The sequence below is a fragment of the Kocuria atrinae genome (assembly GCF_039531425.1).
Taxonomy (GTDB): domain Bacteria; phylum Actinomycetota; class Actinomycetes; order Actinomycetales; family Micrococcaceae; genus Kocuria; species Kocuria atrinae.
Genome location: NZ_BAAAQA010000018.1, coordinates 95,590 through 118,018, shown reverse-complemented (window position 1 = coordinate 118,018; position 22,429 = coordinate 95,590). Strand labels below are relative to the sequence as shown.

17 protein-coding genes and 1 tRNA gene are annotated in these 22,429 nt (G+C 63.4%); 13 read left to right on the top strand and 5 right to left on the bottom strand.

Going from position 1 to position 22,429, the window contains the following annotated elements:
- Positions 1-77 precede the first annotated feature (77 nt).
- Both ABD283_RS09850 and ABD283_RS09845 read right to left on the bottom strand, forming a co-directional pair.
- On the bottom strand, positions 78-602 hold the full coding sequence (locus ABD283_RS09850) for a MarR family winged helix-turn-helix transcriptional regulator (protein ID WP_344224821.1): 525 nt from the start codon (positions 600-602) through the stop codon (positions 78-80).
- A 90-nt stretch (positions 603-692) separates the two neighbouring features.
- A complete protein-coding gene (locus ABD283_RS09845; RefSeq protein ID WP_344224820.1) occupies positions 693-2,441 on the bottom strand; it encodes an AMP-binding protein in 1,749 nt (582 codons plus the stop codon).
- A gap of 183 nt (positions 2,442-2,624) precedes the next feature.
- Between ABD283_RS09845 and ABD283_RS09840 the strand changes: the two genes are divergently transcribed.
- The 6 genes from ABD283_RS09840 to ABD283_RS09815 all read left to right on the top strand — a co-directional run bounded on the left by ABD283_RS09840 (position 2,625) and on the right by ABD283_RS09815 (position 10,293).
- Positions 2,625-3,824, top strand: a complete 1,200-nt coding sequence (locus ABD283_RS09840) for an acyl-CoA dehydrogenase family protein (RefSeq protein WP_344224819.1) — start codon at positions 2,625-2,627, stop codon at positions 3,822-3,824.
- Between the two features lie 243 nt (positions 3,825-4,067).
- The gene (locus ABD283_RS09835; protein WP_344224818.1) at positions 4,068-5,450 is read left to right on the top strand and encodes a glycine--tRNA ligase; all 1,383 of its coding nucleotides are present in this window, start codon (positions 4,068-4,070) and stop codon (positions 5,448-5,450) included.
- A 7-nt stretch (positions 5,451-5,457) separates the two neighbouring features.
- Positions 5,458-6,417 (top strand): GNAT family N-acetyltransferase, encoded by a 960-nt coding sequence (locus tag ABD283_RS09830; RefSeq protein ID WP_344224817.1) that lies wholly within the window; start codon positions 5,458-5,460, stop codon positions 6,415-6,417.
- Positions 6,418-6,513: 96 nt separating this feature from the next.
- Positions 6,514-7,911 carry a sugar porter family MFS transporter gene (locus ABD283_RS09825; protein ID WP_344224816.1) on the top strand — a complete coding sequence of 466 codons (1,398 nt, stop codon included), beginning with the start codon at positions 6,514-6,516 and terminating at the stop codon, positions 7,909-7,911.
- Between the two features lie 65 nt (positions 7,912-7,976).
- Entirely contained in the window at positions 7,977-9,341 is a 1,365-nt protein-coding gene (locus tag ABD283_RS09820; protein WP_344224815.1) for a galactokinase, read from the top strand.
- Between the two features lie 118 nt (positions 9,342-9,459).
- Complete coding sequence (locus ABD283_RS09815; RefSeq protein ID WP_344224814.1) at positions 9,460-10,293, top strand: tetratricopeptide repeat protein; 834 nt, start codon at positions 9,460-9,462, stop codon at positions 10,291-10,293.
- On the opposite strand, the gene ABD283_RS09810 is transcribed toward ABD283_RS09815, so the two are convergent.
- Complete coding sequence (locus ABD283_RS09810; protein WP_344224813.1) at positions 10,259-10,519, bottom strand: Txe/YoeB family addiction module toxin; 261 nt, start codon at positions 10,517-10,519, stop codon at positions 10,259-10,261. The genes ABD283_RS09815 and ABD283_RS09810 overlap by 35 nt on opposite strands.
- Positions 10,516-10,764, bottom strand: a complete 249-nt coding sequence (locus ABD283_RS09805; RefSeq protein ID WP_344224812.1) for a type II toxin-antitoxin system Phd/YefM family antitoxin — start codon at positions 10,762-10,764, stop codon at positions 10,516-10,518. The genes ABD283_RS09810 and ABD283_RS09805 overlap by 4 nt, the downstream gene beginning before the upstream one ends.
- Before the next feature lie 113 nt (positions 10,765-10,877).
- On the opposite strand from ABD283_RS09805, the gene dusB reads away from it, so the two are divergent.
- The 5 genes from dusB to ABD283_RS09780 all read left to right on the top strand — a co-directional run bounded on the left by dusB (position 10,878) and on the right by ABD283_RS09780 (position 17,145).
- Positions 10,878-12,068 carry a tRNA dihydrouridine synthase DusB gene (gene dusB, locus ABD283_RS09800; RefSeq protein ID WP_344224811.1) on the top strand — a complete coding sequence of 397 codons (1,191 nt, stop codon included), beginning with the start codon at positions 10,878-10,880 and terminating at the stop codon, positions 12,066-12,068.
- Positions 12,052-13,392, top strand: a complete 1,341-nt coding sequence (locus ABD283_RS09795; protein WP_425552827.1) for a deoxyguanosinetriphosphate triphosphohydrolase — start codon at positions 12,052-12,054, stop codon at positions 13,390-13,392. Before dusB ends, ABD283_RS09795 begins: the two co-directional genes overlap by 17 nt.
- 92 nt (positions 13,393-13,484) lie before the next feature.
- On the top strand, positions 13,485-14,891 hold the full coding sequence (locus ABD283_RS09790; RefSeq protein ID WP_344224809.1) for an MFS transporter: 1,407 nt from the start codon (positions 13,485-13,487) through the stop codon (positions 14,889-14,891).
- 127 nt (positions 14,892-15,018) lie between these two features.
- A complete protein-coding gene (gene dnaG / locus ABD283_RS09785) occupies positions 15,019-16,992 on the top strand; it encodes a DNA primase (RefSeq protein WP_344224808.1) in 1,974 nt (657 codons plus the stop codon).
- A gap of 80 nt (positions 16,993-17,072) precedes the next feature.
- Positions 17,073-17,145, top strand: a tRNA-Asn gene (locus ABD283_RS09780).
- A 629-nt stretch (positions 17,146-17,774) separates the two neighbouring features.
- On the opposite strand, the gene mptB is transcribed toward ABD283_RS09780, so the two are convergent.
- On the bottom strand, positions 17,775-19,388 hold the full coding sequence (mptB, locus tag ABD283_RS09775) for a polyprenol phosphomannose-dependent alpha 1,6 mannosyltransferase MptB (protein WP_344224807.1): 1,614 nt from the start codon (positions 19,386-19,388) through the stop codon (positions 17,775-17,777).
- A 308-nt stretch (positions 19,389-19,696) separates the two neighbouring features.
- Between mptB and ABD283_RS09770 the strand changes: the two genes are divergently transcribed.
- The gene (locus tag ABD283_RS09770; protein ID WP_344224806.1) at positions 19,697-21,004 is read left to right on the top strand and encodes a glycosyltransferase 87 family protein; all 1,308 of its coding nucleotides are present in this window, start codon (positions 19,697-19,699) and stop codon (positions 21,002-21,004) included.
- Between the two features lie 61 nt (positions 21,005-21,065).
- Positions 21,066-22,292 (top strand): glycosyltransferase 87 family protein, encoded by a 1,227-nt coding sequence (locus ABD283_RS09765; RefSeq protein WP_344224805.1) that lies wholly within the window; start codon positions 21,066-21,068, stop codon positions 22,290-22,292.
- Positions 22,293-22,429 lie beyond the last annotated feature (137 nt).

Sequence of the window (22,429 nt, the reverse complement as noted above, 5' to 3'; positions counted from 1 at the left end):
CACAGTTGTGGAGACGGGGCCCGAGCTTTTGATCACACTTTTATCCGGCTTTTTGAATGCTCTCCAGGTCGGATGACTCAGGTGCCGGAGGCCTCCTCGAAGTCGCCGGCACGAGCGCGGAACCGGCTGAGGATGCGGATCAACGAGTCCACCTCGTCAGGCTCGAATCCAGTCTGCAGGAACAGCTCCTCGTTTAGAGCCTCGGTGGCCTCTGCCGCGATCTTCTTTCCCTTCGCGGTCAGGACTATGGTCATGGCACGGCGGTCCGTCTTGAGGGGTTCGCGCTTGACCAGCCCGGCATCCTCCAGCCGGTCCACGGCGTTGGTCACCGAGGTGGGGTGAACCTGGAGCAGAGCGCTGGCCCGCTTCATGAGCATTTGCTGCTCGCGGGTGAAGCTGAGCAGTGCAATCAGCTCATAACGAGCAAAGGTCAATTTGAATGGTTTGAGCACCTGCTCTGCCTCGGCCAGCAGGATCTGCTGGACACGCATGATCGCCGTGACAGCGGCCATGGGACCCGAGGCCTCTTCCCAGCCATTGCGAACCCAGTTGCGCTGGGCCTCGGTAATCGGGTCTTTCGTGAGCGTACGACTATTGGACATTGGACCATTCTATTCCGGAGGGTGGGGGACTGCGACTGGGGAGTAACAACGGCCGGTGATGCATGTGCACCACCGGCCGTTCAATATGTCCTATCGCTTGAGCGAGAGGTCTTCTTCGTGGAATTCCGTGCCGTAACCCTCGGGTGCCTCACCCGATTCGGAGCGCTGCTCCTCCGCCTTGCGTAGTTCCACGCGACGAATCTTGCCCGAAATGGTCTTGGGCAGTTCCAGGAATTCGATGCGGCGGATCCGCTTGTACGGCGGCAACTTGCTCAGGCAGAACTGCAGGATCTCCGTGGCCGTCTCAGAAGTGGGCTCGTACCCGGAGCTCAGCGTCACGAAGGCCTTGGGGATGGCCAAACGTAGCTCGTCCGGAGTGGGAACGATGGCGGCTTCCATGACCGCCGGGTGCTCGACCAGCACCGACTCCAGCTCAAACGGTGAGACCTTGTAGTCGCTGGACTTGAAAACGTCGTCCGCGCGGCCCACGTAGGTGAAGATGCCGTTCTCGTCTCGGGAGACCACATCACCGGTGTGGTAGAGGCCGTTACGGAACACGTCGTCCGTCTTGGCCTTGTCACCGTAGTAACCGCGCATCAGCCCCACCGGGCGGGGATCCAGGCGCAGGCACAATTCGCCCTCGTCCGCTTCCTCGTCGGTCATCGGGTCGATCAGCACCACGTCGAAGCCGGGAAGGGGTACACCCATGGAGCCGATCACGATTCGACGACCCGGGGTGTTGGCTACCTGCAGGGAAGACTCGGTCTGGCCGAATCCATCGCGGATCGTGCATCCCCAGGCGCGGTTGACCTGCTCGATGACCTCGGCGTTGAGGGGCTCACCAGCAGATACGGTCTTCTGGGGTGCGGTCTGCAGCAGGCTCAGATCTGCCTTGATCAACATGCGCCACACCGTGGGCGGGGCACACAGACTGGTCACACCGATCTTGTCCATGACGTCCATGAGCGCGGCGGCGTCAAACTTGCGGAAGTTGTACACGAAGATCGTGGCCTCCGCGATCCAGGGTGCGAAGAAATTGGACCACGCGTGCTTGGCCCACCCCGGGGAGGCCACATTCAAGTGGATGTCGCCCGGTTCCAGCCCGATCCAGTACATGGTGGAGAGGTGTCCCACGGGGTACGAGGTGTGGGTGTGCTCCACAAGCTTGGGCTTGGACGTGGTGCCGGAGGTGAAGTAGAGCAGTAGGGTCTCGTCCGCGCCGGTGGGGGAGTCCTGGCTCAATTCGGGCGAGGCATCGTAGGCATCGTTGTAGTTGATGACTTTGCGGCCACCGGCATCCGGGTTATTGATCTGCTCCGCCGGGGTGTAGACGCCGGGCACATAGATCACGGTGTAATCGCCGTCCACCGGCGCGAACTTAGGCGCGTCCTGCATGCCGACGATTGCCCACTTGGCTTCGGCCCGGGTCACGCGGTCCTCGAGATCCGCCGGTCCCATTTGCGTAGTGGTGGGAACCATGACGGCCTCGAGCTTGATGCACGCCAGCATCGACTCCCACAGCTCAACCTGATTGTTGAGCATGAGAATGACGCGGTCACCGCGCTGCACACCCTGTTCTCGCAGCCAGTTGGCCACCTTGTTGGAATCACGGCTGAGTTCGCCGAAGGTCCGGCGCAACTCTGAGCCGTCCTCCTCGAGAACGATCAGCGCATCCTGGTCCTTGCGCTCGGGGGAAGTAGCGACCTGGTCAAACCAGTCGAAACCGAAATTGAAGTGCTCGAAGCGAGGCCATACAAATTCCTCGCGGGCACGCTCCCAGTCCTGTTGGAGCGACACCAGGTGGTCACGGGCAGTGCGGAATTCGTTCGTCACGGTCATGGCTTTCGGGGCCTCCTAGATAATTCGGTCGTGATCCTGACGTGCCGTGCTCACCGGGTGGCAGCAAGGGCTCTGAGATGTCCGTTGGCAAAAAGTGTGACTCACGACACCACAAATATACTTGGAAGGCCTATAGTTGGAAAGACCACAATCGGAATACCGAGAAATTTGAGGACCACGATCATGACCAGCGCGACCCTCTCCAACCCCGGTGATGGACCCCAAGGCCTTCTGCCGGATGTCGACCTCCTGCACGTAGAGTCCCTGCTCGATCCCGCCGAACACGAGCGCCTCGGCATGTTCAAGGAACACTTGCAGACCCACGTGCGTAAGCAGTCCATCGACCCGTGGAACCGTGAGCACCTCCCCACCGAGCTGCTGCCCGCGCTCGCCGAACTCGGATTGGGCAAGTTGTTCCTGGACGGTTCGTCGCGTCTGTTCCAGGGCCTCGTGCACTCGCAGATCGCTCGCGCGGATGTTTCACTGTCCGCGTTGATCGGCATTCATAACGAGCTGATCGTCGGCACCATCGCTGAACTGGGTTCTGAGGAACAGAAAGCCCAGTGGTTGCCCGGTTTGTCCGAACTCACGCAGTTGGGCGCTTTCTGCCTGACCGAACCCACCCACGGTTCGGACATCGCCGGCGGTTTGGCCACCACCGCCACGTTGGACGGTGACGAATGGGTCATCCAGGGTGAGAAGCGCTGGATCGGCGCCGGTACCGTGGCAGCGGTGGCCCTGGTGTGGGCCCGTGACACCGCTGACGGCCTGATCAAGTGCTTCGCCGTGGACACCTCCCACCCCGGTTACACAGCCACGAAGATCGCCAACAAAATGGGCCTGCGCATCATGCAGAACGCGGACATTGTTCTCAACGAGATCCGTGTGCCCCACACCGCTCTCCTACCCGGCGCCATGAGCTTTGACGCCGCCAACGAACTGTTGAAGGACTCCCGCGCATGGGTCGGTTGGCAGGCCGTGGGCGCACAGCAGGCCATTCTCGACATCCTGCGGGACTATTCACTGGAACGCATCCAGTTCGGCAAGCCACTCGCAAGCTTCCAAGTGATCCAACAGACCATGGCCGAGATCGCCGGTAACCTGGCCGCAAGTTCCGCCATGATGGTCCAGATGGCGCGGTTGCAGGACACCGGCGAGCTGGAGATGATGCACGCAGCTATCGCCAAGTCCACGGCCACGCGCCTGGGCCGCCAATCGGCGTCGCTGGCTCGTGACGCGCTGGGCGGCAACGGCCTACTCAGCGACTACGAGATCTCCAAGGTGCTGGGCGACCTCGAGGCCATTTACACCTACGAGGGCAGCTACCACATCAACGCGCTCATCGTGTCCCGCGCGTTGACCGGCGTCTCGGCCTTCGTCTAATCGACACGAAGCCAACCGCACCGAAGACTCGTCCGACTCGCTCCGAACCCGCGAGTTAGGCGAGTTTTCCGCGTAATGGCTACCCTGGAAACGAGACGTCATTTCGGACGTCTCGTTTGTGGTGCCTAGCGCACGAAAGCCGCCGCGCGGCGTCGTCGTCAGCAGCGCCCTTAAGAACCACCCAACAGATTCCACGCGCGCGGCCGCAGCCAGCGGTCGGGCGAGAAACGGATGTGAGAACGCATGGCTGCTAAATCCACCCTGGACAATGTCATTTCCCTGGCCAAGCGCCGAGGCTTTGTCTTTCAGGCGGGTGAAATTTACGGCGGTTCGCGCTCCGCGTGGGACTACGGACCCTTGGGCGCGGAGCTGAAGGAAAACATCAAGCGCGAGTGGTGGCAGACCTTCGTGCGAGGCCGCGCTGACATGGTGGGCCTGGACTCGTCCATCATCCTGCCCTCGGCCGTGTGGGAAGCCTCCGGCCACGTGGAAACCTTCACCGACCCGCTGGTCGAATCGCTGCACACCCATAAGCGTTACCGCGCCGATCACCTGCTCGAAGCCTACGAGGCCAAGCACGGTCACCCGCCCGTCAACGGTCTGGCGGACGTCAAGGATCCGGAGACCGGTCAGGACGGCAAATGGACCGAGCCGCAGCAGTTCTCCGGTCTGATGAAGACCTTCCTGGGCCCCGTGGACAACGAAGAGGGCAAGCACTACCTGCGCCCCGAAACCGCGCAAGGCATCTTCGTGAACTTCCTCAATGTGCTCAATGCATCGCGCAAGAAGCCGCCGTTCGGTATCGGCCAGATCGGTAAGGCGTTCCGCAACGAGATCACCCCGGGCAACTTCATTTTCCGCACGCGCGAGTTCGAGCAGATGGAGATCGAGTACTTCATCCACCCGGACGAGGCTTCCAAGTATTTCGACGAGTGGGTCGAAGCGTGCTGGGACTGGTTCGTGGATCTGGGAGTGAACCCGGACAACATGCGCCGCTTCGACGTGCCCGCCGATGAGCGTGCGCACTATTCGGACGGCACCATTGATATCGAGTACCGCTTCGGCTTCCAAGGATCCGAATGGGGCGAGCTCATGGGTGTGGCCAACCGCACGGACTTCGACCTGTCCAACCACACCGAGCACTCCGGCGACAAGATGCAGTACTTCGATCAGGCCTCGGGAGAGCGTTACACCCCGTACGTGATCGAGCCGTCCTTCGGTCTGACCCGCTCCATGATGGCCTTCCTGGTGGACGCCTACGTCGAGGACGAGGCCCCCAACACCAAGGGCGGGGTGGACAAGCGCACCGTGCTCAAGCTCGATCCGCGCCTGGCACCGGTCAAGGCCGCCGTGCTGCCGTTGTCCAAGAAGGATGACCTCAAGCCGGTCGCTCAGAATCTCGACGCCGAGCTGCGCCGCCGCTGGAACATCGACTACGACGACGCCGGCGCCATCGGCCGTCGTTACCGTCGCCAGGACGAGATCGGCACGCCCTTCTGCGTGACCGTGGACTTCGACACCCTCGAGGACCAGGCCGTGACCATCCGTTCGCGCGATGAAATGACGCAGGAGCGCGTTGGCCTGGACCGCGTGAGTCAGTACCTCGCCGAGCGACTCGAGAAGTAAGGACCGCATGAGCATCGAGTACCGTCCGTGGCGCGAAGATGACGACCTCCGTTTGCTGGAGGTCTGGCCGGACGCGCCGTCGGCCCCTGCCCAAGCCTTCCGTGCCCGTTTGGGTGCCGACGACGACGCCGCTTTCTCCCGCACGCTCGTGGCCACCGATTCCGGTGTGCCCGTGGCGGCGGGAGTGGTCTACGAAACGTCGTGGCACCCGCAACGGCTGTGGGCTTACGTGGAGGTTGCACCGGACCGTCAGCGCGATGGGATCGGCCACGAGCTCGTGGCGCGGTTGCGCGGGGAAGCTGAGCGGGCGCCGTCCGGCGTCGGTGCCCTGCGCACACGAGTGACCCCCGGATCCACGGGGGATCAGTTCGCCCAGGCCGAAGGATTGAAGCCCGCCATGCGCTCGCGCGTGATCCGTGTGAACGCCGGCGCGCTGCCGATGCCGACCCTGGGAGAGAACGCGGACGGTACTCCCGCTCAGGCGATCGAGGATCTCGCCACCGGCTCCGTGGAACTCACGCGCGCCGTGTCGGAGTTCTACCGTTCGGTGCACGCGTGGGACCCCGTGGGCGAGATCGGCATTGGCGCGGTGAATCAGCAGTTGCTGTCGGACAAGGCCGGAGCTTTCGGTGCCGTGGTGCTGCGCGACGGCGCTGCCGCTTCCAATGGCCAGGCCCCGATCTCGGCTTTCGCCGTGAGCTACCGGCCCTTCGATCCGCACAACCCGGATCAGGAGCCTGCCGAGTTCGAGGCCGCTGACGTGCTGCTGGGTTACGTGCCCGGGGCAGAGGGCAGTGAGGCCGAGACGGGCGAGGCAGTGGAGAAACTGCTGGCCCTGCTGGTCAACGACTACCCGGTGGAACTTGAAGTGGACGACTCCATGACGCCGCTGGTCGCGGTGGTGGACAACCTGCTCGAGGCCGGCGTGGCGCACGTGGTCACGGAGACGGTGACGTTGGTCGATTGATCGTATGTCGGGGTCGGGCATCCTGAAACCGATGTAGCGAAGTTTCGCCAGCCGGTGACCGTCAGTGGTATGACGTTCTATGGAGAAAGGACGGCCATGTCATTACAAACGGTGCACTCGGAGAGCAAACCGCCCATGAACAGGCGGCTCAAGCTGATTGCCACGGTAGCCACATTCGGCGGATTACTGTTCGGTTACGACACCGGAGTGATTAACGGTGCGCTGCCGTCCATGGTGGACGACCTTCAGCTCACGCCGTTCCTTGAGGGATTGGTTGCTTCCATCCTGCCGTTCGGTGCGGCGTGGGGTGCGGCCTTCGGTGGCAAGCTGGCGGACCATTTCGGGCGTCGCCGGGTCCTGCTGATCCTGGCCGTCATTTTCGTCATCGCGACCATCGGTTGTGGGACGGCTCCCACCGTCACGGTCTTGGTGGCATTCCGCTGCCTCCTGGGACTCGCGGTGGGTGCGGCCTCCGTGATCGTCCCCGTGTTCCTGGCGGAGCTGGCCCCTGCGCACCTGCGGGGTCGAGTGGTGGCCCAGAACGAGCTCATGATCGTGGGCGGGCAGGCGCTAGCGTTCGTGTTCAATGCCGGTCTGGCTACCGCGTTCGGTCACATCCCCCACGTGTGGCGTTACATGCTGGTGCTCGCCACCATCCCAGCGTTGGTCTTGTGGGTGGGCATGATCATCGTGCCTGAATCCCCGCGTTGGTTGGCTCGTAACGGATCCGTGGACCGCATGTTCGAGGTGCTCCGCCGCATTCGAGAAGAGGCGTACGACCCGGGGGAGGGCGAGACCGTCCTTCAACTGGCTGAAGAGGACAAGAACCGCCCCACCGCAGGAATCATGGACCTGGTGCGGGTTCCATGGATCCGTAGGATTTTCATCCTGGGCGCATCCATGGCCGTCATCAACCAGATCTCCGGCATCAACGCTATCCAGTACTACGGCGTGACCGTGCTCCAGGACGTGGGCTTCGGCGGCAATGGGGCGTTTTACGCCAACATCATCCCCGGCGTGGTGGGTGTCCTGGCCGTAGGCCTGGCCATGTACCTGCTCAAGTACGTGGGCCGGCGCAAACTGTTGTTGACCGGCCTGGTGGGCACGGCGACGTCGTTGACCGCTTTTGCGCTGTCCTATCTGCTCATACCCGAGGCCAATGAGGCGCGTGCCTGGGTGATCCTGGCGTGCATTGTGGTATTCGTGGGGTTCATGCAGTGCTGCATCGGCACTGTGACGTGGTTGTACATGTCCGAAATTTTCCCCCTGAACGTGCGCGGCGTGGGCATGGGAGTGTGCGCCTGGATCCTGTGGATGATGACGTTCGTGGTGGGCCTGACCTTCCCGATCCTTACGGATTCGCTGGGCGTTGGCTACACGATCCTCATTTTCGTGGTGCTGCAGGTCATCGCGCTGGTGTGGGTGTACCGGGTGGCTCCGGAGACCAAGGACAAATCGTTGGAGGAGCTGGAGCACTACTTCCGCGCCGGGTAGTGGACAATGGTTTGTCAGCCCCGTCCGCCGCACCCCGGTGTCAACGCCATGTGAGGAAACCGCCCGTGTCCTGTGAGCTCAGCGAAACCGCCACGCCGGAAGACTTCGCGCGCCCGCGCTGGGTCGGCCAGCCGGACGTCCGCGAGCGAGCGCAGCGCTTGAGCCAGAAGTTCGAAGAGGCCTACGGCCGCGCCCCGGTGGGCGTGTGGGCCGCGCCCGGACGCGCCAACCTCATGGGCGAGTACGTGGATTTCTCTGGTGGCATGTGCCTCCCGTTCGCCCACCAATACGTGACCTTGACGGCCGCGGCTCCTCGCGAGGACGGTGTGCTTAACGCCCAGTCCATGCAGGACGCGGACGAGTCCGTGGCCGATGATCGCCCCCGCTCGACCCGCATCAGCGACATCGGACCCGGGGCCATCTCAGGTTGGTTCGGCTACGTGGCTGGCGTGGCCTGGGGCATGAACCGGGTAGCGCGCGGTGAAACCACTCACCCGGTTGCGGTGCCCGAGATCGGGCTCCCCACCGATTTCGGGGCGGACCTGATGGTTGATTCCACGGTACCCATCGGTGCCGGGCTGGCTTCCTCTGCCGCCCTCGAATGCTCCACGGCGCTCGCTTTGTTCTCGCTGAACACGGGCAACGATCACCCGGACGACGCGCTGCGCCGCGCCCTCGCTCGTGCCTGCATGGATGCAGAGAACTACATCGTGGGCGCCAACACGGGCGGTCTGGACCAAACGGCATCTCTGCGCTCGCATGCCGGCGAGATTCTGGCGCTGGACTGCCGCGATTTCGACGTCGCCCGCTTGCCCGCCGATCCCGCGCTCGCCGGTCTCACGTGGCTGGCAGTAGATACACGCGCACCGCACAAACTCGCGGACGGTCAGTACAGTTCCCGACGAGCCGAGTGTGAGGCCGCGGCGGCGGTCCTGGGCGTAGCTACCCTCCGTGATGCGTTGCCCGAACACCCCACCCCCGACGACGCCGCTGCCGTCCTCGCCCGCTTCGAGCACCTTCTTGAGGCGGGGGCGGAGCTTACCGAGGACCGTGAGAACACCCGATTGAGGCTGCGGCACTCGATGACCGAGATGGTTCGCTCCGTGCAGATCGCGGATGAATTGCACACGGATGCTCCGGACTGGTCTTTAGTGGGCCAGTTGCTGGTGGAGGGCCACGAATCCATGCGCGACGACTGCCAGGTCACCGTCCCGGAACTTGATGCCGCGGTGGACGGGTGCCTGAACGCGGGTGCGCTGGGCGCCAAGGTGGTCGGGGGCGGCTTTGGCGGATCCGTGATCGCTTTGGTGCCGTTGGACACCGTGGACCGGCTGGCAGCCTCCGTGCAATTGTGCTTCGCCCAGAATGGGTTCCGGGAACCGCTGTTCCTGACCCTGCAACCGTCCGAAGCGGGGCGCAGGATCCTCTGACGTTCGCCCGGCTCGGTCTCAAACCCGTGTTGAACATTCTGGGCAGAGGTTCGTCAGAATGAGGCTAGGAATCGTGCGATCTTCTGCCACAAATGTCACTCACCCCTAGGAGCCACCCGTGTTCGCAGCGGCCAGTGCCAAACGACGACTCAAGCGTGGGCTTGCAGCCCTCAAAACCGGGGATAGCGCAGCGGCCCGAGAGTCCTTCGACGCGTCATTGCGTACCGCACGCCTGGGTGAGGTGTGGCTGGTAGCTGGTGATGCGGCGTCGTCGTTGGGGGATCTGGCGCGGGATGCAGATGACTTGCCAGGCGCGGAACACAACTATCGGCTGGCTGCGACCCAGTACAGGCGTGCCCCGCGGTCCGCGCGTTCTGTGGGCGGACGGGTACGGTGTCTGGAGAATCTGGGGGACGTCCTGCTGCTCGAGGGGCGCCCGTGGGATGCGTATCGCGAATTCCAGGATGGGGCCAAGGCAGCCGGGGTGGATCCATCACGGCCCACGGGTACGACGGACGGTGTGGAGTTCGTCTCGCGCGAGGACCTGCGCTGGACCTCACACCTAGCCACTGCCGCCCAGGCAGCAGGTCGCCGCAAACTGGCGAACGACCACTACGAAAGGGTTCTCGCGGGCTGCGAACTGCGCGGGGACATCGCCGGGCAGATCATGTGTTGGAAGGGTCTCGCGGCGCTCGCCGAGGACATGATGGCCTGGAACGACGCCGCTCACGCCCTCTACAACGCCAGTAACCTTTATCCCGCGCTGCCGGATCCGGAGGCACACACGCGGGAGTGGGTGCAATGTTTGCGGGATCTGGGGACCGTGTACAAAACCCTGGGTCGCCGTGACGAACAGGTGCGGGCGTTCAAGCTCGCTGTGCGTCTTGAGCAGGTGGACAGCTCAGCACGGAGTGCGGCTACTTCTGATAGTGGTACCGACACTGCAAGATGACAAGGTCTTCATCAACGATTAGGTAAACCAGTCGGTGCTCATCAGTGATTCGTCGAGAATACGCATCCGGGATGCCGTACTTGAGACGCTCTGGTTTTCCTATGCCCTCAAACGGATCGCGGAGACAGTCATCGATCACACGGTTGAGACGTTTGAGAACAGCCCGATCGAGGCGCTGCCAGACCTTGTAGTCCTCCCACCCGTTCGACGAGAAAACCAATCTCATGAGCGATCAAGATCATGCTCAGTGGTAGCCCCGCGAAGCACTTCCTCATACGAGTCCAGTAACCGTCGGGCGTTCTCGGGGGACCGGAAGAGGTACGCGGTTTCCTGCCAGGCGGCGTAATCTTCAGCCGCCATCAGAACGGCGTTCCCGTTCTTTGACGTGATTTCCACCGGTGCGCGGTCATCATGAACCTGTGAGATCAGGGGAAACAAAAGGCGACGAGCTTCGCTGGCGGTGATGCTCATGGCAGGTCCTTTCATAAAGGTGGTACAAAATATTGTACCACCTAAGGAATGGTCCCGTAGCACTACCCCGACCAGCGCGCAGGCGTGCCCAGATAGTGAGACAATGGCGCACGATGAGCACCACGAATCTTGAGACCACGGACCGGGAGCCGGCCGTGTTGAACCTGAAACCATTGCAGTTGGGACCGTTGACTATCGACGTGCCCGTGGTTCTGGCACCCATGGCGGGGGTGACCAACAAGTCTTTCCGCAAGCTGTGCCGCGAGTACGGCGGGGGACTCTACGTCACCGAAATGGTCACCGCGCGGGCCTTGGTGGAACGCCGCCCGGAGTCGCTGCGGATCATTCATCACGATCCGGATGAGACTCCGCGCTCGATCCAGATCTACGGTGTGGATGCGGTCAACGTGGGCAAGGCCGTGCGCATGGTCGCGCAGGAGGACCGTGCGGACCACATCGACCTGAACTTCGGTTGCCCGGTCCCCAAGGTCACCAAGCGCGGCGGCGGTTCCGCGCTGCCGTGGAAGACCGACTTGTTCCGGGCGATCATCCGCACAGCGGTGCAGGAGGCCTCCGAGGCGAATATCCCGGTGACGATCAAGATGCGGATCGGCATCGATGACGAGCACCAGACCTACTTGGACGCCGGCCGCATGGCGCGTGATGAAGGCGTTGCCGCGGTGGCTCTCCATGGGCGCACTCTGCAGCAGCACTACTCGGGCAAAGCCGATTGGGAATCGATCGCGCGGCTCCGCGAAGCACTGCCGGACATCCCCTTACTCGGTAACGGCGATATTTTCTCGGCAGAGGACGCCGTGCACATGGTTGAGCAGACCGGCGTGGACGGCGTGGTGGTGGGCCGTGGTTGCCAGGGTCGCCCGTGGCTGTTCGGTGATTTGCAGGCGGCTTTCGAGGGTAGTCCCAAGCGCTACAAGCCCGGGGTCCGCAAGGTCGCGGAAACCATTTACCGGCACGCCGAGCTGCTTGCGGAGGAATTCGGGGATGAGGCCAAGGGCTGCCGCGAAATCCGTAAGCACGTTCCCTGGTACTTCAAGGGCTACCCGGTGGGCGGTGAACTGCGCGCCCAAATGGCACAGGTGCCTAGCCTGGCCAGACTGCGTGACCTGCTCGACCAGCTCGACCTGGATCTGCCGTACCCCGGCAAGGACGTGGAGGGCCCCCGCGGTCGCGCAGGCAACCCCCGCAAACCTCACCTCCCGGACGGCTGGCTGAACTCCCGCATCCTGGGTGACGCCGAACGCCTGGGCCTGGTGCACGCCGAACTCGATGTCTCCGGAGGCTAACCGATTGCACACCCCTGACCGCCTAGGAATCCTGCCCACCGGATACGCCTACGAGGACGCCGAGCGGTACGTGGCCGAAAACCACCACAACCGCCACCGCTCCCACTTCGAGCGCGACCGTGCGCGCGTGCTGCACAGTTCCGCACTACGTCGGTTGGCCGCCAAGACCCAGGTGGTCGCGCCGAGCACCGATGACTTTGTCCGTAACCGCCTGACCCACTCCCTGGAAGTAGCTCAGATCGGCCGCGAACTGGGCAAGGCTCTCGGGTGTGATCCGGATGTCGTGGATGCCGCGTGCTTGTCCCACGATCTGGGGCATCCGCCCTTCGGTCACAACGGTGAAACCGCGCTCGCAACCATGACCCGGGACATCGGCGGTTTCGAGGGTAACGCCCAGACGTTGCGGCTGCTGGTGCGTTTGGAACCCAAGGTCATCACCGAGGATGGCCACCCAGCCGGTCTCAATCTCACGCGCGCGGCACTGGATGCGACGTGCAAGTACCCGTGGAGTGCGGAGGATGCCCCTCCGCGCCCTGACGGTAAACCCAACCTCAAATTCGGCGTGTACCAGGACGACCTGCCCGTCTTTCGGTGGATGCGCGAAGGCGCCGTCGAAGGCCGCAAATGCCTGGAAGCCCAGGTCATGGACCTCGCCGATGACATTTCCTACAGCGTGCACGACGTGGAGGACGCGATCGCCTCCAACACCCTGCAGTTGGGGCAGCTCGCCGATCCCATGGCTCGAGCCCGTGTCATCGAGTGGACCCAGCGCTGGTATCTTCCACGGGCTACTGCGGAGGAACTGGATGTTGCCCTGAGGCGGCTGGAATCCTCGCCGGTGTGGATCCCACTCATGGACGGCTCGCGCAAGGACCTGGCGAGGCTCAAGAACATGACCAGTCAGCTGATCGGGCGGTTCGCGATGTCTGCGGTAGAAGCCACGCGTGACGTGGCCGGTGACGGTCAGCTTACTCGTTACTCCGCGCAGCTTGTCGTACCGCATGAAACTGAGCTAGAAATCGCGGTGCTTAAGGGCATTGCCACTGCTTTTGTGATGACCGTGCGCGACGCCCAACCGCTGTACGAGAACCAGAACGAGATCCTCACCATCCTGGTCAATGCGCTCATGGAAACCGACGGCCGCTTCCTGTCACACGAGTTCGCGGGGGACTGGCGCGAGATCGGTGACGGTCCCGGAGCAGAGGCGGCTCGCCTGCGACTGGTCGTGGATCAGGTTGCGTGCCTCACCGATATTTCCGCGGTGGCCTTGCACGACAGAATCCGTGGGACCAATTGGCGCACGGGCGATAAACCGCTCTGGTGAGCTTGCTCTCATTCAACGGGACTGTGGCCGGGCTAACACGGGTGTGCGACTAGGATCACTGTGATCTGTTGCCCTATCGGAAGAGTTTCCCCGTGAGTTCCACCGCTTCCTCGCCCACCGCGGGCACCACGCCCGCTAAGGGCCTCATTCTCAAATCCCCCCTTTGGGTCGCTCCGCTGTGCTGGATCGCCGTTCTGCTGGACGGGTTCGACGCCGTGGTCCTCGGCGCCGTGATGCCCGCTCTGTTGGAGGACAAGGGCTTCGACATGACCACCGGCGAAGGCACGGCAGTTGCAACTGCCGGACTGTTCGGCATGATGATCGGCGCGCTCGGCATGGGTTGGCTTACCGACCGCCTGGGCCGCCGCAAGATGCTGATCGGCGCCGTAATCGTCTTCTCTGTCCTGACTTTCGCCGCAGCTTTCGCGCCCAGCGTGTTGTGGTTCGGTGTGCTGCGCTTCCTGGCCGGTTTGGGTCTGGGTGGTTGCCTGCCCACCGGCATCTCCATGGTTACCGAGTTCGCGCGTAAGGGCCGCGGCTCCAACGCGACGACCGTCATGATGACGGGTTACCACGTGGGTGCCGTGCTGACCGCAGCACTTGCGATCTGGGTCCTGGCTCAGTTCTCGTGGCACACCATGTTCATTGCCGGGGCACTGCCCGCGCTGATCCTGGTGCCGCTCATGTTTGTCTTCCTTCCCGAGTCGCCGTCCTATTTGGCGGCCAAGGGCGATTACGACGCCGCTCGCGCCGTGGCCGCACATTACAACGTTGAGCTCGAACTTCCGGACGCGGCAGGCGCTGCGGGTACCTCTGGTGCCGGCCGTGCGGCGTCGTCGACCCCGAACGGCGAGAAGGCCAAGCCCGCCAAACAAGGTGCGGCCCTGCTGCTGAGCGGAACGTACGCACGCAACTCGCTGTTCATTTGGACCGCGTCCTTCATGGGGCTGCTGCTGGTGTACGGCTTGAACACGTGGTTGCCGCAGATCATGCGCGCCGCCGATTACGACCTGGGTAACGCGCTGGGCTTCCTGCTGATCCTCAACGTGGGTGCCGTGGTGGGTCTGTGGATCGGTGGTCGGGTGGCCGACCGCATCACGCCGCGCATTGCGGGCATCTTGTGGTTCTCGGGCTCCGCCGTGCTGCTGGCCGCGCTGGCCATCAAGCTGCCCGTGTTCGGCATCTACATCATGGTGTTCCTGACCGGTTGTTTCGTGTTCTCGTCGCAGGTGCTCGTGTACGCATTCACCGCCGCCAACCACCCGCCGCAGGTGCGCGCGACCGCATTGGGAATGTCCGCGGGTGTTGGCCGCCTGGGTGCGATCAGCGGACCCATCGTGGGCGGCACGCTGCTGACCGCCGGCCTGGCCTACCCATGGGGCTTCTTTGCCTTTGCCCTGGTGGGAGCGCTCGGTGGCGCCTCCATGCTGGGGACCAAGACCGTGGATCCGGTCGACAAGCGGGTCGTGATCGATCCCGAGGAGTCTCCCGCGCGCTAGGTTCCGCGTGCTCCGCGACTGATCAGAGCGGCGTCGTCCCGACGGGCGACGCCGCTCTTTCGCGTCCGGGCTGCACAGGCCCGCGCCGCGGTCTGGCGAGTTTGACGCGTTGCCTAGGATGAGAGGCGTGGCGGGACTGATCAGACGAGAAGACATAGACGAGGTGCGCTCACGCACCGACCTCAAGGAAATCGTCGACCAGTACGTGACCCTCAAGCCCGCCGGCATTGGTTCCTACAAGGGCCTGTGCCCGTTCCACGACGAGCGCACGCCGTCCTTCCACGTGCGCCCGCAAATGGGTACTTACCACTGCTTCGGCTGCGATGAATCCGGTGACGTGATCGCGTTCCTCATGGAAATGGATCACACGCCGTTCACCGAAACGGTGGAACGGCTGGCCGCGCGCATCGGCTACGAGCTGCGTTACGAGCAGGGCTCGGGGCCCAAGCGCGAAGAAGTGGGGCGCCGGCAGCGACTGCTGGACGCCCATAAGATCGCCGCGGAATTCTTCCAGCGCCACCTCTACACCCGGCAGGCCACGGCCGCCCAACAGTTCTTGGGCGAACGCGGTTTCGACGACGACGCCGCGCGCACCTATGGCATTGGTTACGCACCCAAGGGCTGGTCCAACCTGCTCAAACACCTGCGGGACCGGGGTTTCACGGACCAGGAACTCAAGCTCACGGGCATGTTCTCGGAGGGCAATCGAGGTCTCTACGACCGGTTCCGTGGCCGGTTGATCTGGCCCATTCACGCGGTGGCCGGTGAGGTCATCGGCTTCGGCGCGCGCAGGCTCTACGAGGACGACCAGGGGCCCAAGTACCTCAACACCCCCGAGACACAGCTCTACAAGAAGTCCCAGGTGCTGTACGGCATCAATCTGGCCAAGCGGGCGATCGCCAAGGGCAAGCAGGTGGTGGTGGTCGAGGGCTACACGGACGTCATGGCCTGCCATTTGGCCGGTGTCGAGACCGCGGTGGCCACGTGCGGTACCGCTTTCGGGGCGGATCACATCAAAATCGTGCGCCGTTTCCTCTCCGACGATTCCGCCGGGGGAGAGGTCATTTTCACCTTCGACGGTGACGCCGCCGGACAGAAGGCCGCGCTGCGCGCTTTCCAGGAGGACCAGCGGTTCGTGGCGCAGACCTACGTGGCCGTGGGCCCGGACGGCATGGACCCGTGCGACCTTCGCCTGACGCGGGGCGACGCCGCCGTGCGGGACCTGGTCAGTACCCGGACCCCGTTGTTCGAATTCGCCTTGAAGGCGACCATTCGCGACTACGACGTGAACAGTCTGGAGGGGCGACTGCGGGCTATGCGTGCGTGCGCGCCCATCGTGGCGCAGATCCGTGACTCGTCCCTGCGGCCGGCGTATGCGCGGGAATTGTCCGGGTGGCTCGGCATTGAAACCGATGAGGTCATGCGTGCGGTGGCAGCGGTGCCCAAGCGAGGATCGTCCTCGCAGCAGCGTGGGCAGCAACAGCGGGCGCCGCAGCATCATGAGTCGCAGCAGTTCTCGTCGGGACGTGTTGGGTCCGGACGCGGCTCTGGCACTCCAGGTCGCCCGGGGGACCGGCCCGGTGACTCTCAGGAGCAGGAACGCCCTACCGAGGTGCAGCTACCCAACCCACGCGAGCCGGTGGCGCGCATGGAACGCGAGGCGCTGGAGGTTGTTTTGCAGGTTCCTGACTTGGTGCCCGACGCGTACTGGGGTCATTTTGAGTCCGCCGAAATGCGTTACCCGGTGCACCAGGCTCTGCACGATGCGATCGTGGCCGCGCGGCCCGAGTACGACGTGAACGATCCTCGCGGAGGGCGGGGTTGGCTCGAGCACGTGCGGGGGCAACTGCCCGAACCGTTGCACGGATACCTTGCCCAGTTGTCGGTGACCCCACTGCCCGCTTCTTCCGAGCAGCAGGTCCGCAACTACGCGGTGGGTGTGCTGACGAGCCTGGTGGAGATGCACATCAACCGCGCCAAGTCGGACAAGCTGGCACACCTGAACCGCACGGACCCGCAGAAAGAATCGGCCCTGTACCAGTCGCTACAGCGGGAGCTTCTGGACCTGGAGATGCAGCGGCGGAGCCTCCTCGGTAACTGACGTTCACGTTGTGGCGAGCCGGATTTGAGGAACCGGCCAAGGGTCTGTAAAGTATCTTCTCGTTGCACAGATGTGCACGGTCCCCCGTAGCTCAATTGGCAGAGCATTCGACTGTTAATCGAAGGGTTACTGGTTCGAGTCCAGTCGGGGGAGCTGCAAACGAGAGAAGCCCCGGTTCGCCGGGGCTTTTGTCGTATCGAGATTCATTCTTGCTCGGGCTGGTTGGGAGCGCCTGACGTTTCAGGTGTCATTAGAAGCCTGTCTGCCACCTCACGGGTTGTTAGAGCCCTCTCCGGCTAGTCAAAGGGTTCTAACGGGCCACCATGTGGATTCGATGGCTCGGCTGGACCCTGGCCGGATTGAAGTACCCCCGTACGTTTCGTGGATCACTCCCGCATAAAGGCGTGCCGGCTGCGCAGTGATTGCCCCGTGCCCGCTGACCCACCCAACCGAATCCGAGACCATCCTGCATGCCATGGTGTTGGCGAGCCGTAGACACGTAAGGCCGTTCAGTAGACCTCGTGCGGCCCATCAACGGTGAGGAACGTACGTACCGATCGTGTGAGCTTGGAAGGGCGTTGCATGGGCCCGGACGAATTCCGTGACCTAGTACCGACCCATGTCAATTGGAGAGTGGCTGGAAGCCGAATACCAAGCACCGAACCGGATGCCGAGGTCTGGTCGGTTTCCTGAATTAACGGAGCAAGGCCAGGACGCCAGAGACTCAGTGCCGACCAGGGGTTCGAGGCCTGAATCAGCGCAGACGACGGCGCCCAAGGCGATTACTGGCCGGAGCGGCGTCGTCGGCGCCTTTCGAACCAACCGCGAGGCCCGCCCTCGATGAGAACGTGCTTGGTGTGGGGGTCAAGCAGCATGAGGTACGCGGTGAATGCCAGGGCAATGACGTAGGCGATCGTGGAGACGTCCAGCTCGACCTCGATGAACGGCCACACGGAGAGCTGATCCTGCGCACCGAAGATCACGAAGAACCCGGTGACCACGTACAGCACGCGCACTTGCCAGTTGTTCTTGATACCCGTGACGGCCAGGAACGGCAGGAACCACAGGATGTACCACGGCTGAATGATGGGGGAGAGCATCACGACCGCGGCGAACGCGAGACCCATGCGGCGCACTACACGGTGGCTGCGCTGACCTTCGCCCCAGAACATCAGCAACACCACGATGCCGATTCCCAGGTACTTCAGGGACTGGCGCAGTGCCTTGGCGATATCTCCTCCGGGCAGACCCAGGGCGTCCCCGGCGCGGTTGACCTGCATCCCCAGGAATCCGGACGGCGAATAACCGGTGAAGCCCGGTGTCGGGTCCAGGATTGCCAAGATCCAACCGTTGCCCAAGTTGTAGGGAATGCCGCTCAAGTAGAGCACACCGAAGCTCAATATCGCGGTGCCTGCCCAGGTAGCGAACTTGCGCGGCCAGGAAGCATTTCGGCCCGCCCACAAGAGCCCGATGAACGGCAGTAAAAGAATGGTGATTGGCTTGATACCGATAGAAGCCGTAACCAACAGGATGCCTCGGATGGGCCTGCCGGTCGCGGCGAAATACGTGCCGGCCACAGCCAAGCCGACCATGAGGCCGTCGTTGTGCGCACTGGCCACAAAGCTGATCAGGAACAGCGGATTGGCGACCGAAAGCCACAGGGCACGAGCGCCGTTGAACCCGTGCATTTCAGCGAGCTTGGGCACGTAGATCACGCACAACGCCACACCGACACACGCGAGAAGACGGAACAGGAGCCCGGCAAGATCCGGTTGAGCGTCGGTGATCTTGACGACCAGGTGCGCCAACCACAGGAAGTACGGCCCGTAGGGCGTGCGGGATTCGGCCCAAGCGGGATCCGCACCCAACATGAACCAGTTGTCGAGTGTGGAGATACCGGTCGTGTACGGATTCTCCCCAGCTTCCATGAGGCGCCCCTGGCCGATGTAGGCGTAGACATCGCGGGAGAAAATTGGCACCGCAATAAACAACGGTGACGACCAAGCGATCACTGCGGCAACCACGGCGCGCAGCGACCCTTCCGGCCAGCCGGCCAGCCGCTGTCCGAGCCTGATCCAAGATCGCATGAGCAACATGGCACCGAACGTCAAGAGGAACGTTGAGGTGTAGATGCCCCAGCCTTCGGTGCGCATGGCGATGACCAAGGGGTTGCGGACCATGGGCGAGCCCAATGCCATCCAGCCGATACCGATAGAGCCCACGAACATCATGAGCGAACCGATCAGACCCTGGATGATCGCAATCTGAGGACGGGGAATCAGCGGAGTGCCGGGAGCAGAACGTGCTTCGGCGAGGGAGAGCTCATCGGTGGCTCGGGGTCGTACCGGCGTGCTGCCATTGGCAGTGACCTCCGGACGCGAACCACTTTCAGCCATGACCTGTGTCGTTCCCCTATATGTGACCGTGTTCGGGTGCCCAGGGTCCAAGGCCCGCGGGACATTTCTCAGGAGGCTGATCCTAGCAGTCAGGGCCGCTTCAACCGCCGGTATCGGGGCCGGTTCCAGCCGGGGATTACCGGGGAGTGAAGCCCAGTGTGCCTGACCCCATGGGCCACGAGTCCGTGGGGAGGCGCTCGCGGCACGTAGCATGAGTAAACACCCGTGCCCGCTTCCACTGGGCACGCTACTGATTTCCTGAGGCCGCCCGCGGTCTCGTACCGCTGCGCACCCGACGAGGATTGATCATGTCCACGCACAAGCCGTTGACCCAACAGGACCGACTGAATGTTCTGGATCGTCCCCGGAATCTACCGGGATGGCTGAGCTCACCGCGTGCCCTTCTGGCGGGCTTCGTGGTCCTGCACCTCGTCTTCCTGATTTTTGCGCTGGTCGTATCCCTCAACGGCAATGCGTTCAGCGACACCAATATCTATCGGGACTGGACACGCATTGGCTTCGATCAGGATGCTTTGGACGGTGGACCCAGCCCATGGGTCTACCCCGTATTGGCACTGTTGCCCATGGCGGCCGCGGGTATCGCAGGCCCGGCGCCCTTCTTCTTCCTGTGGGTTCTGATCACTACGCTCCTCAACGGTTGGGCGGTGCTCAAACTCACCGACCGCGGCCGCAATAAGCAGGCCATCCCCGCAGCTTGGTGGTGGCTGGGATTCACATTCCTCATGGGCTGGTTGGGCTTCGCCCGTGTCGACGGCGTGACGGCCCCCATTGTGCTCGTGGCCCTGGCCTACGGTGTCGCCCACCCGTTCATTGCGTCCACGCTGCTGAGCATCGCCACGTGGATGAAGGTGTGGCCCGCGGCCATCGTGCTCGCACTGTTCACCGTGGTGCGCCAGCGCGTGCAGGTGGTTGTGGCGGGCCTGATTGTCAGCGCCGTAGCCGCAGGCATTGCCGCGGCTATGGGTGCATTGCCCCTGTTGTTCAACTTCCTCACGCAGCAGGGTGACCGGGGCATGCAGCTGGAAGCTACGTTCACGACCCCGTGGCTGTGGTCCTCCGTGCTGGGCGTGGGGGGATCGCAGATGTACATGAACACCGACATCAACTCGATGCAGGTGGACGGGCCGGGCACCGAGGTCATGTCCTCGGTCATGCAACCACTGTTGATCCTGGCCGCGTTGGCGGCCACGGCGTTGCTCGTCCGGGCCTTGCGCCACGGAATACGCACTGGCGGGGCGGACCGCACCGAACTGCTGCTCGCCGGAACTCTCACACTGGTGTCCGTGTTCATCGTGTTCAACAAGGTGGGCTCGCCCCAGTTCATGGTGTGGCTCGGCCCGGCCGTGGCCCTGGGACTGGTGCACCATTGGCGTTCGTGGCGCACCCCGGCCATCATGCTGATCGCGATAGCCGTACTGACGTTCTTCATTTACCCGCTGTTCTACGACGCCCTGAGCCACGACAACCCGGCCATGGCCCTCGTCCTGACCGCGCGCAACGCGCTGCTCGTGGTGCTGATGTTGTGGTCGGCCCGCCGTCTGTACTGGTTGGGGTCCAAGCGTCCCACCGACGAGCTCGTGACCAAGGAGTCCTGACATTTCCGCCGCATTTTTCGAACGTCTGAGCGGTGCCCGTGACGCCCTGCTTCCGTCCCGGGTGATCGCCTGGTTCTCCCGCCCCTCCAGCGTGTGGTGGGGGTTCGCAGTGGTCCACCTGTACTACCTGGGCTGGATGGCGTCCTTCTTCCTCAACGGGTGGGCCTTCAGCGATACCGAGCAGTACCGCGAGTGGGCCATGGCTGGTTTCACCCCCGAGGTGAGTGATCAGTCGATCAGCCCGTGGGTCTACCCGGTCCTCGCGCAGATCCCCATTCACCTCGCGGGAATCGCGGGTCACGATCTCTACCTGCTCGCGTGGACCCTCATCATCACTGCTCTCAATGCGGTTGCCGTCTGGTTCCTGACTCGCCGTTCCATGCAGGGGCGGGGCGTGGCACCCGCATGGTGGTTACTGATTTTCCTGGTGTTCATGGGGTACCTGAGCTTTGCCCGGGTGGAGGGGATCGCGGCGCCCATCGTGCTGATCGGCATGCTCTACGCCGCTCGCCAGCCCGTGGTGGCCTCCGTGCTGCTGAGTATCGCCACCTGGATCAAGGTCTGGCCCGCCGCGGTCATCCTGTCGCTGCTCATCGCGGCCAAGAAGCGCGCTCAGGTGTTCTTGGCGGGAGTGGTGGTCACCGCGGTGGTCGTCCTCGGAACCTGGCTGTCCGGCGGGCTGGTTCGCATCGCGGACTTCATGGTCAACCAGGGCTCGCGCGGCATGCAGCTCGAGGCGACGTTCTCCACCCCGTGGGTGTGGTTGAGCGTGCTGAACATCGCGGATTCCAAGATCGCGGACAACACGGCGATCAACTCCTCCGAGGTTTACGGCCCCGGGGCCGAGGTCGCCGCGTACCTCATGCAGCCGCTGCTCATCGTGGCCGTCGTCCTGGGCACGGCTCTGCTGATTCGTTCGCTGCGTAGGGGAGCAGACCGCGGCGAACTCTTCTACGAAGGCGCGCTCATGATGACCACCGTGCTCATCGTGTTCAACAAGGTGGGATCGCCCCAGTTCATGATCTGGCTCGCCCCCGTGATCGTGGCCGGCCTGGTCTACGACTGGAAGCGCTGGCGCACCCCGGCCGCTCTGCTCATGGGAATTGCGGTGGTGACGTTCTTTATCTACCCGCTCTTCTACACCCCGCTCATTCACGCCAATCCGATCATGGCGGGCGTTCTGACCATCAGGAACATTCTCCTGGTGCTTCTGCTCGCGTGGTCTGTCAAGCGCACGTGGGATCTCGGGACCACGCCCCGGCCTGTACGCGAGGCGGCTCAGAGCTGAGGACCCGCGTTCGCTAGGCAACCTCGCGTGCGTGGGGGGCCAGAACGACGTCGTACCAAGACGTGGCCCGTCACGAGCCTCCCAGCCGCGAGACGGGCGAGACGAACTCCCCGAACAACCAACGGCGCCCCGGACAG

Coding starts and splice junctions, on each gene's coding strand:
- ABD283_RS09835 (WP_344224818.1), top strand. CDS start 4,068: ATGGCTGCTAAATCCACCCTGGACAATGTCATTTCCCTGGCCAAGCGC.
- mptB (WP_344224807.1), bottom strand. CDS start 19,388: ATGGCTGAAAGTGGTTCGCGTCCGGAGGTCACTGCCAATGGCAGCACG.
- ABD283_RS09810 (WP_344224813.1), bottom strand. CDS start 10,519: ATGAGATTGGTTTTCTCGTCGAACGGGTGGGAGGACTACAAGGTCTGG.
- ABD283_RS09840 (WP_344224819.1), top strand. CDS start 2,625: ATGACCAGCGCGACCCTCTCCAACCCCGGTGATGGACCCCAAGGCCTT.
- ABD283_RS09845 (WP_344224820.1), bottom strand. CDS start 2,441: ATGACCGTGACGAACGAATTCCGCACTGCCCGTGACCACCTGGTGTCG.
- ABD283_RS09825 (WP_344224816.1), top strand. CDS start 6,514: ATGTCATTACAAACGGTGCACTCGGAGAGCAAACCGCCCATGAACAGG.
- ABD283_RS09795 (WP_425552827.1), top strand. CDS start 12,052: ATGTCTCCGGAGGCTAACCGATTGCACACCCCTGACCGCCTAGGAATC.
- dusB (WP_344224811.1), top strand. CDS start 10,878: ATGAGCACCACGAATCTTGAGACCACGGACCGGGAGCCGGCCGTGTTG.
- ABD283_RS09850 (WP_344224821.1), bottom strand. CDS start 602: ATGTCCAATAGTCGTACGCTCACGAAAGACCCGATTACCGAGGCCCAG.
- ABD283_RS09805 (WP_344224812.1), bottom strand. CDS start 10,764: ATGAGCATCACCGCCAGCGAAGCTCGTCGCCTTTTGTTTCCCCTGATC.
- ABD283_RS09770 (WP_344224806.1), top strand. CDS start 19,697: ATGTCCACGCACAAGCCGTTGACCCAACAGGACCGACTGAATGTTCTG.
- ABD283_RS09830 (WP_344224817.1), top strand. CDS start 5,458: ATGAGCATCGAGTACCGTCCGTGGCGCGAAGATGACGACCTCCGTTTG.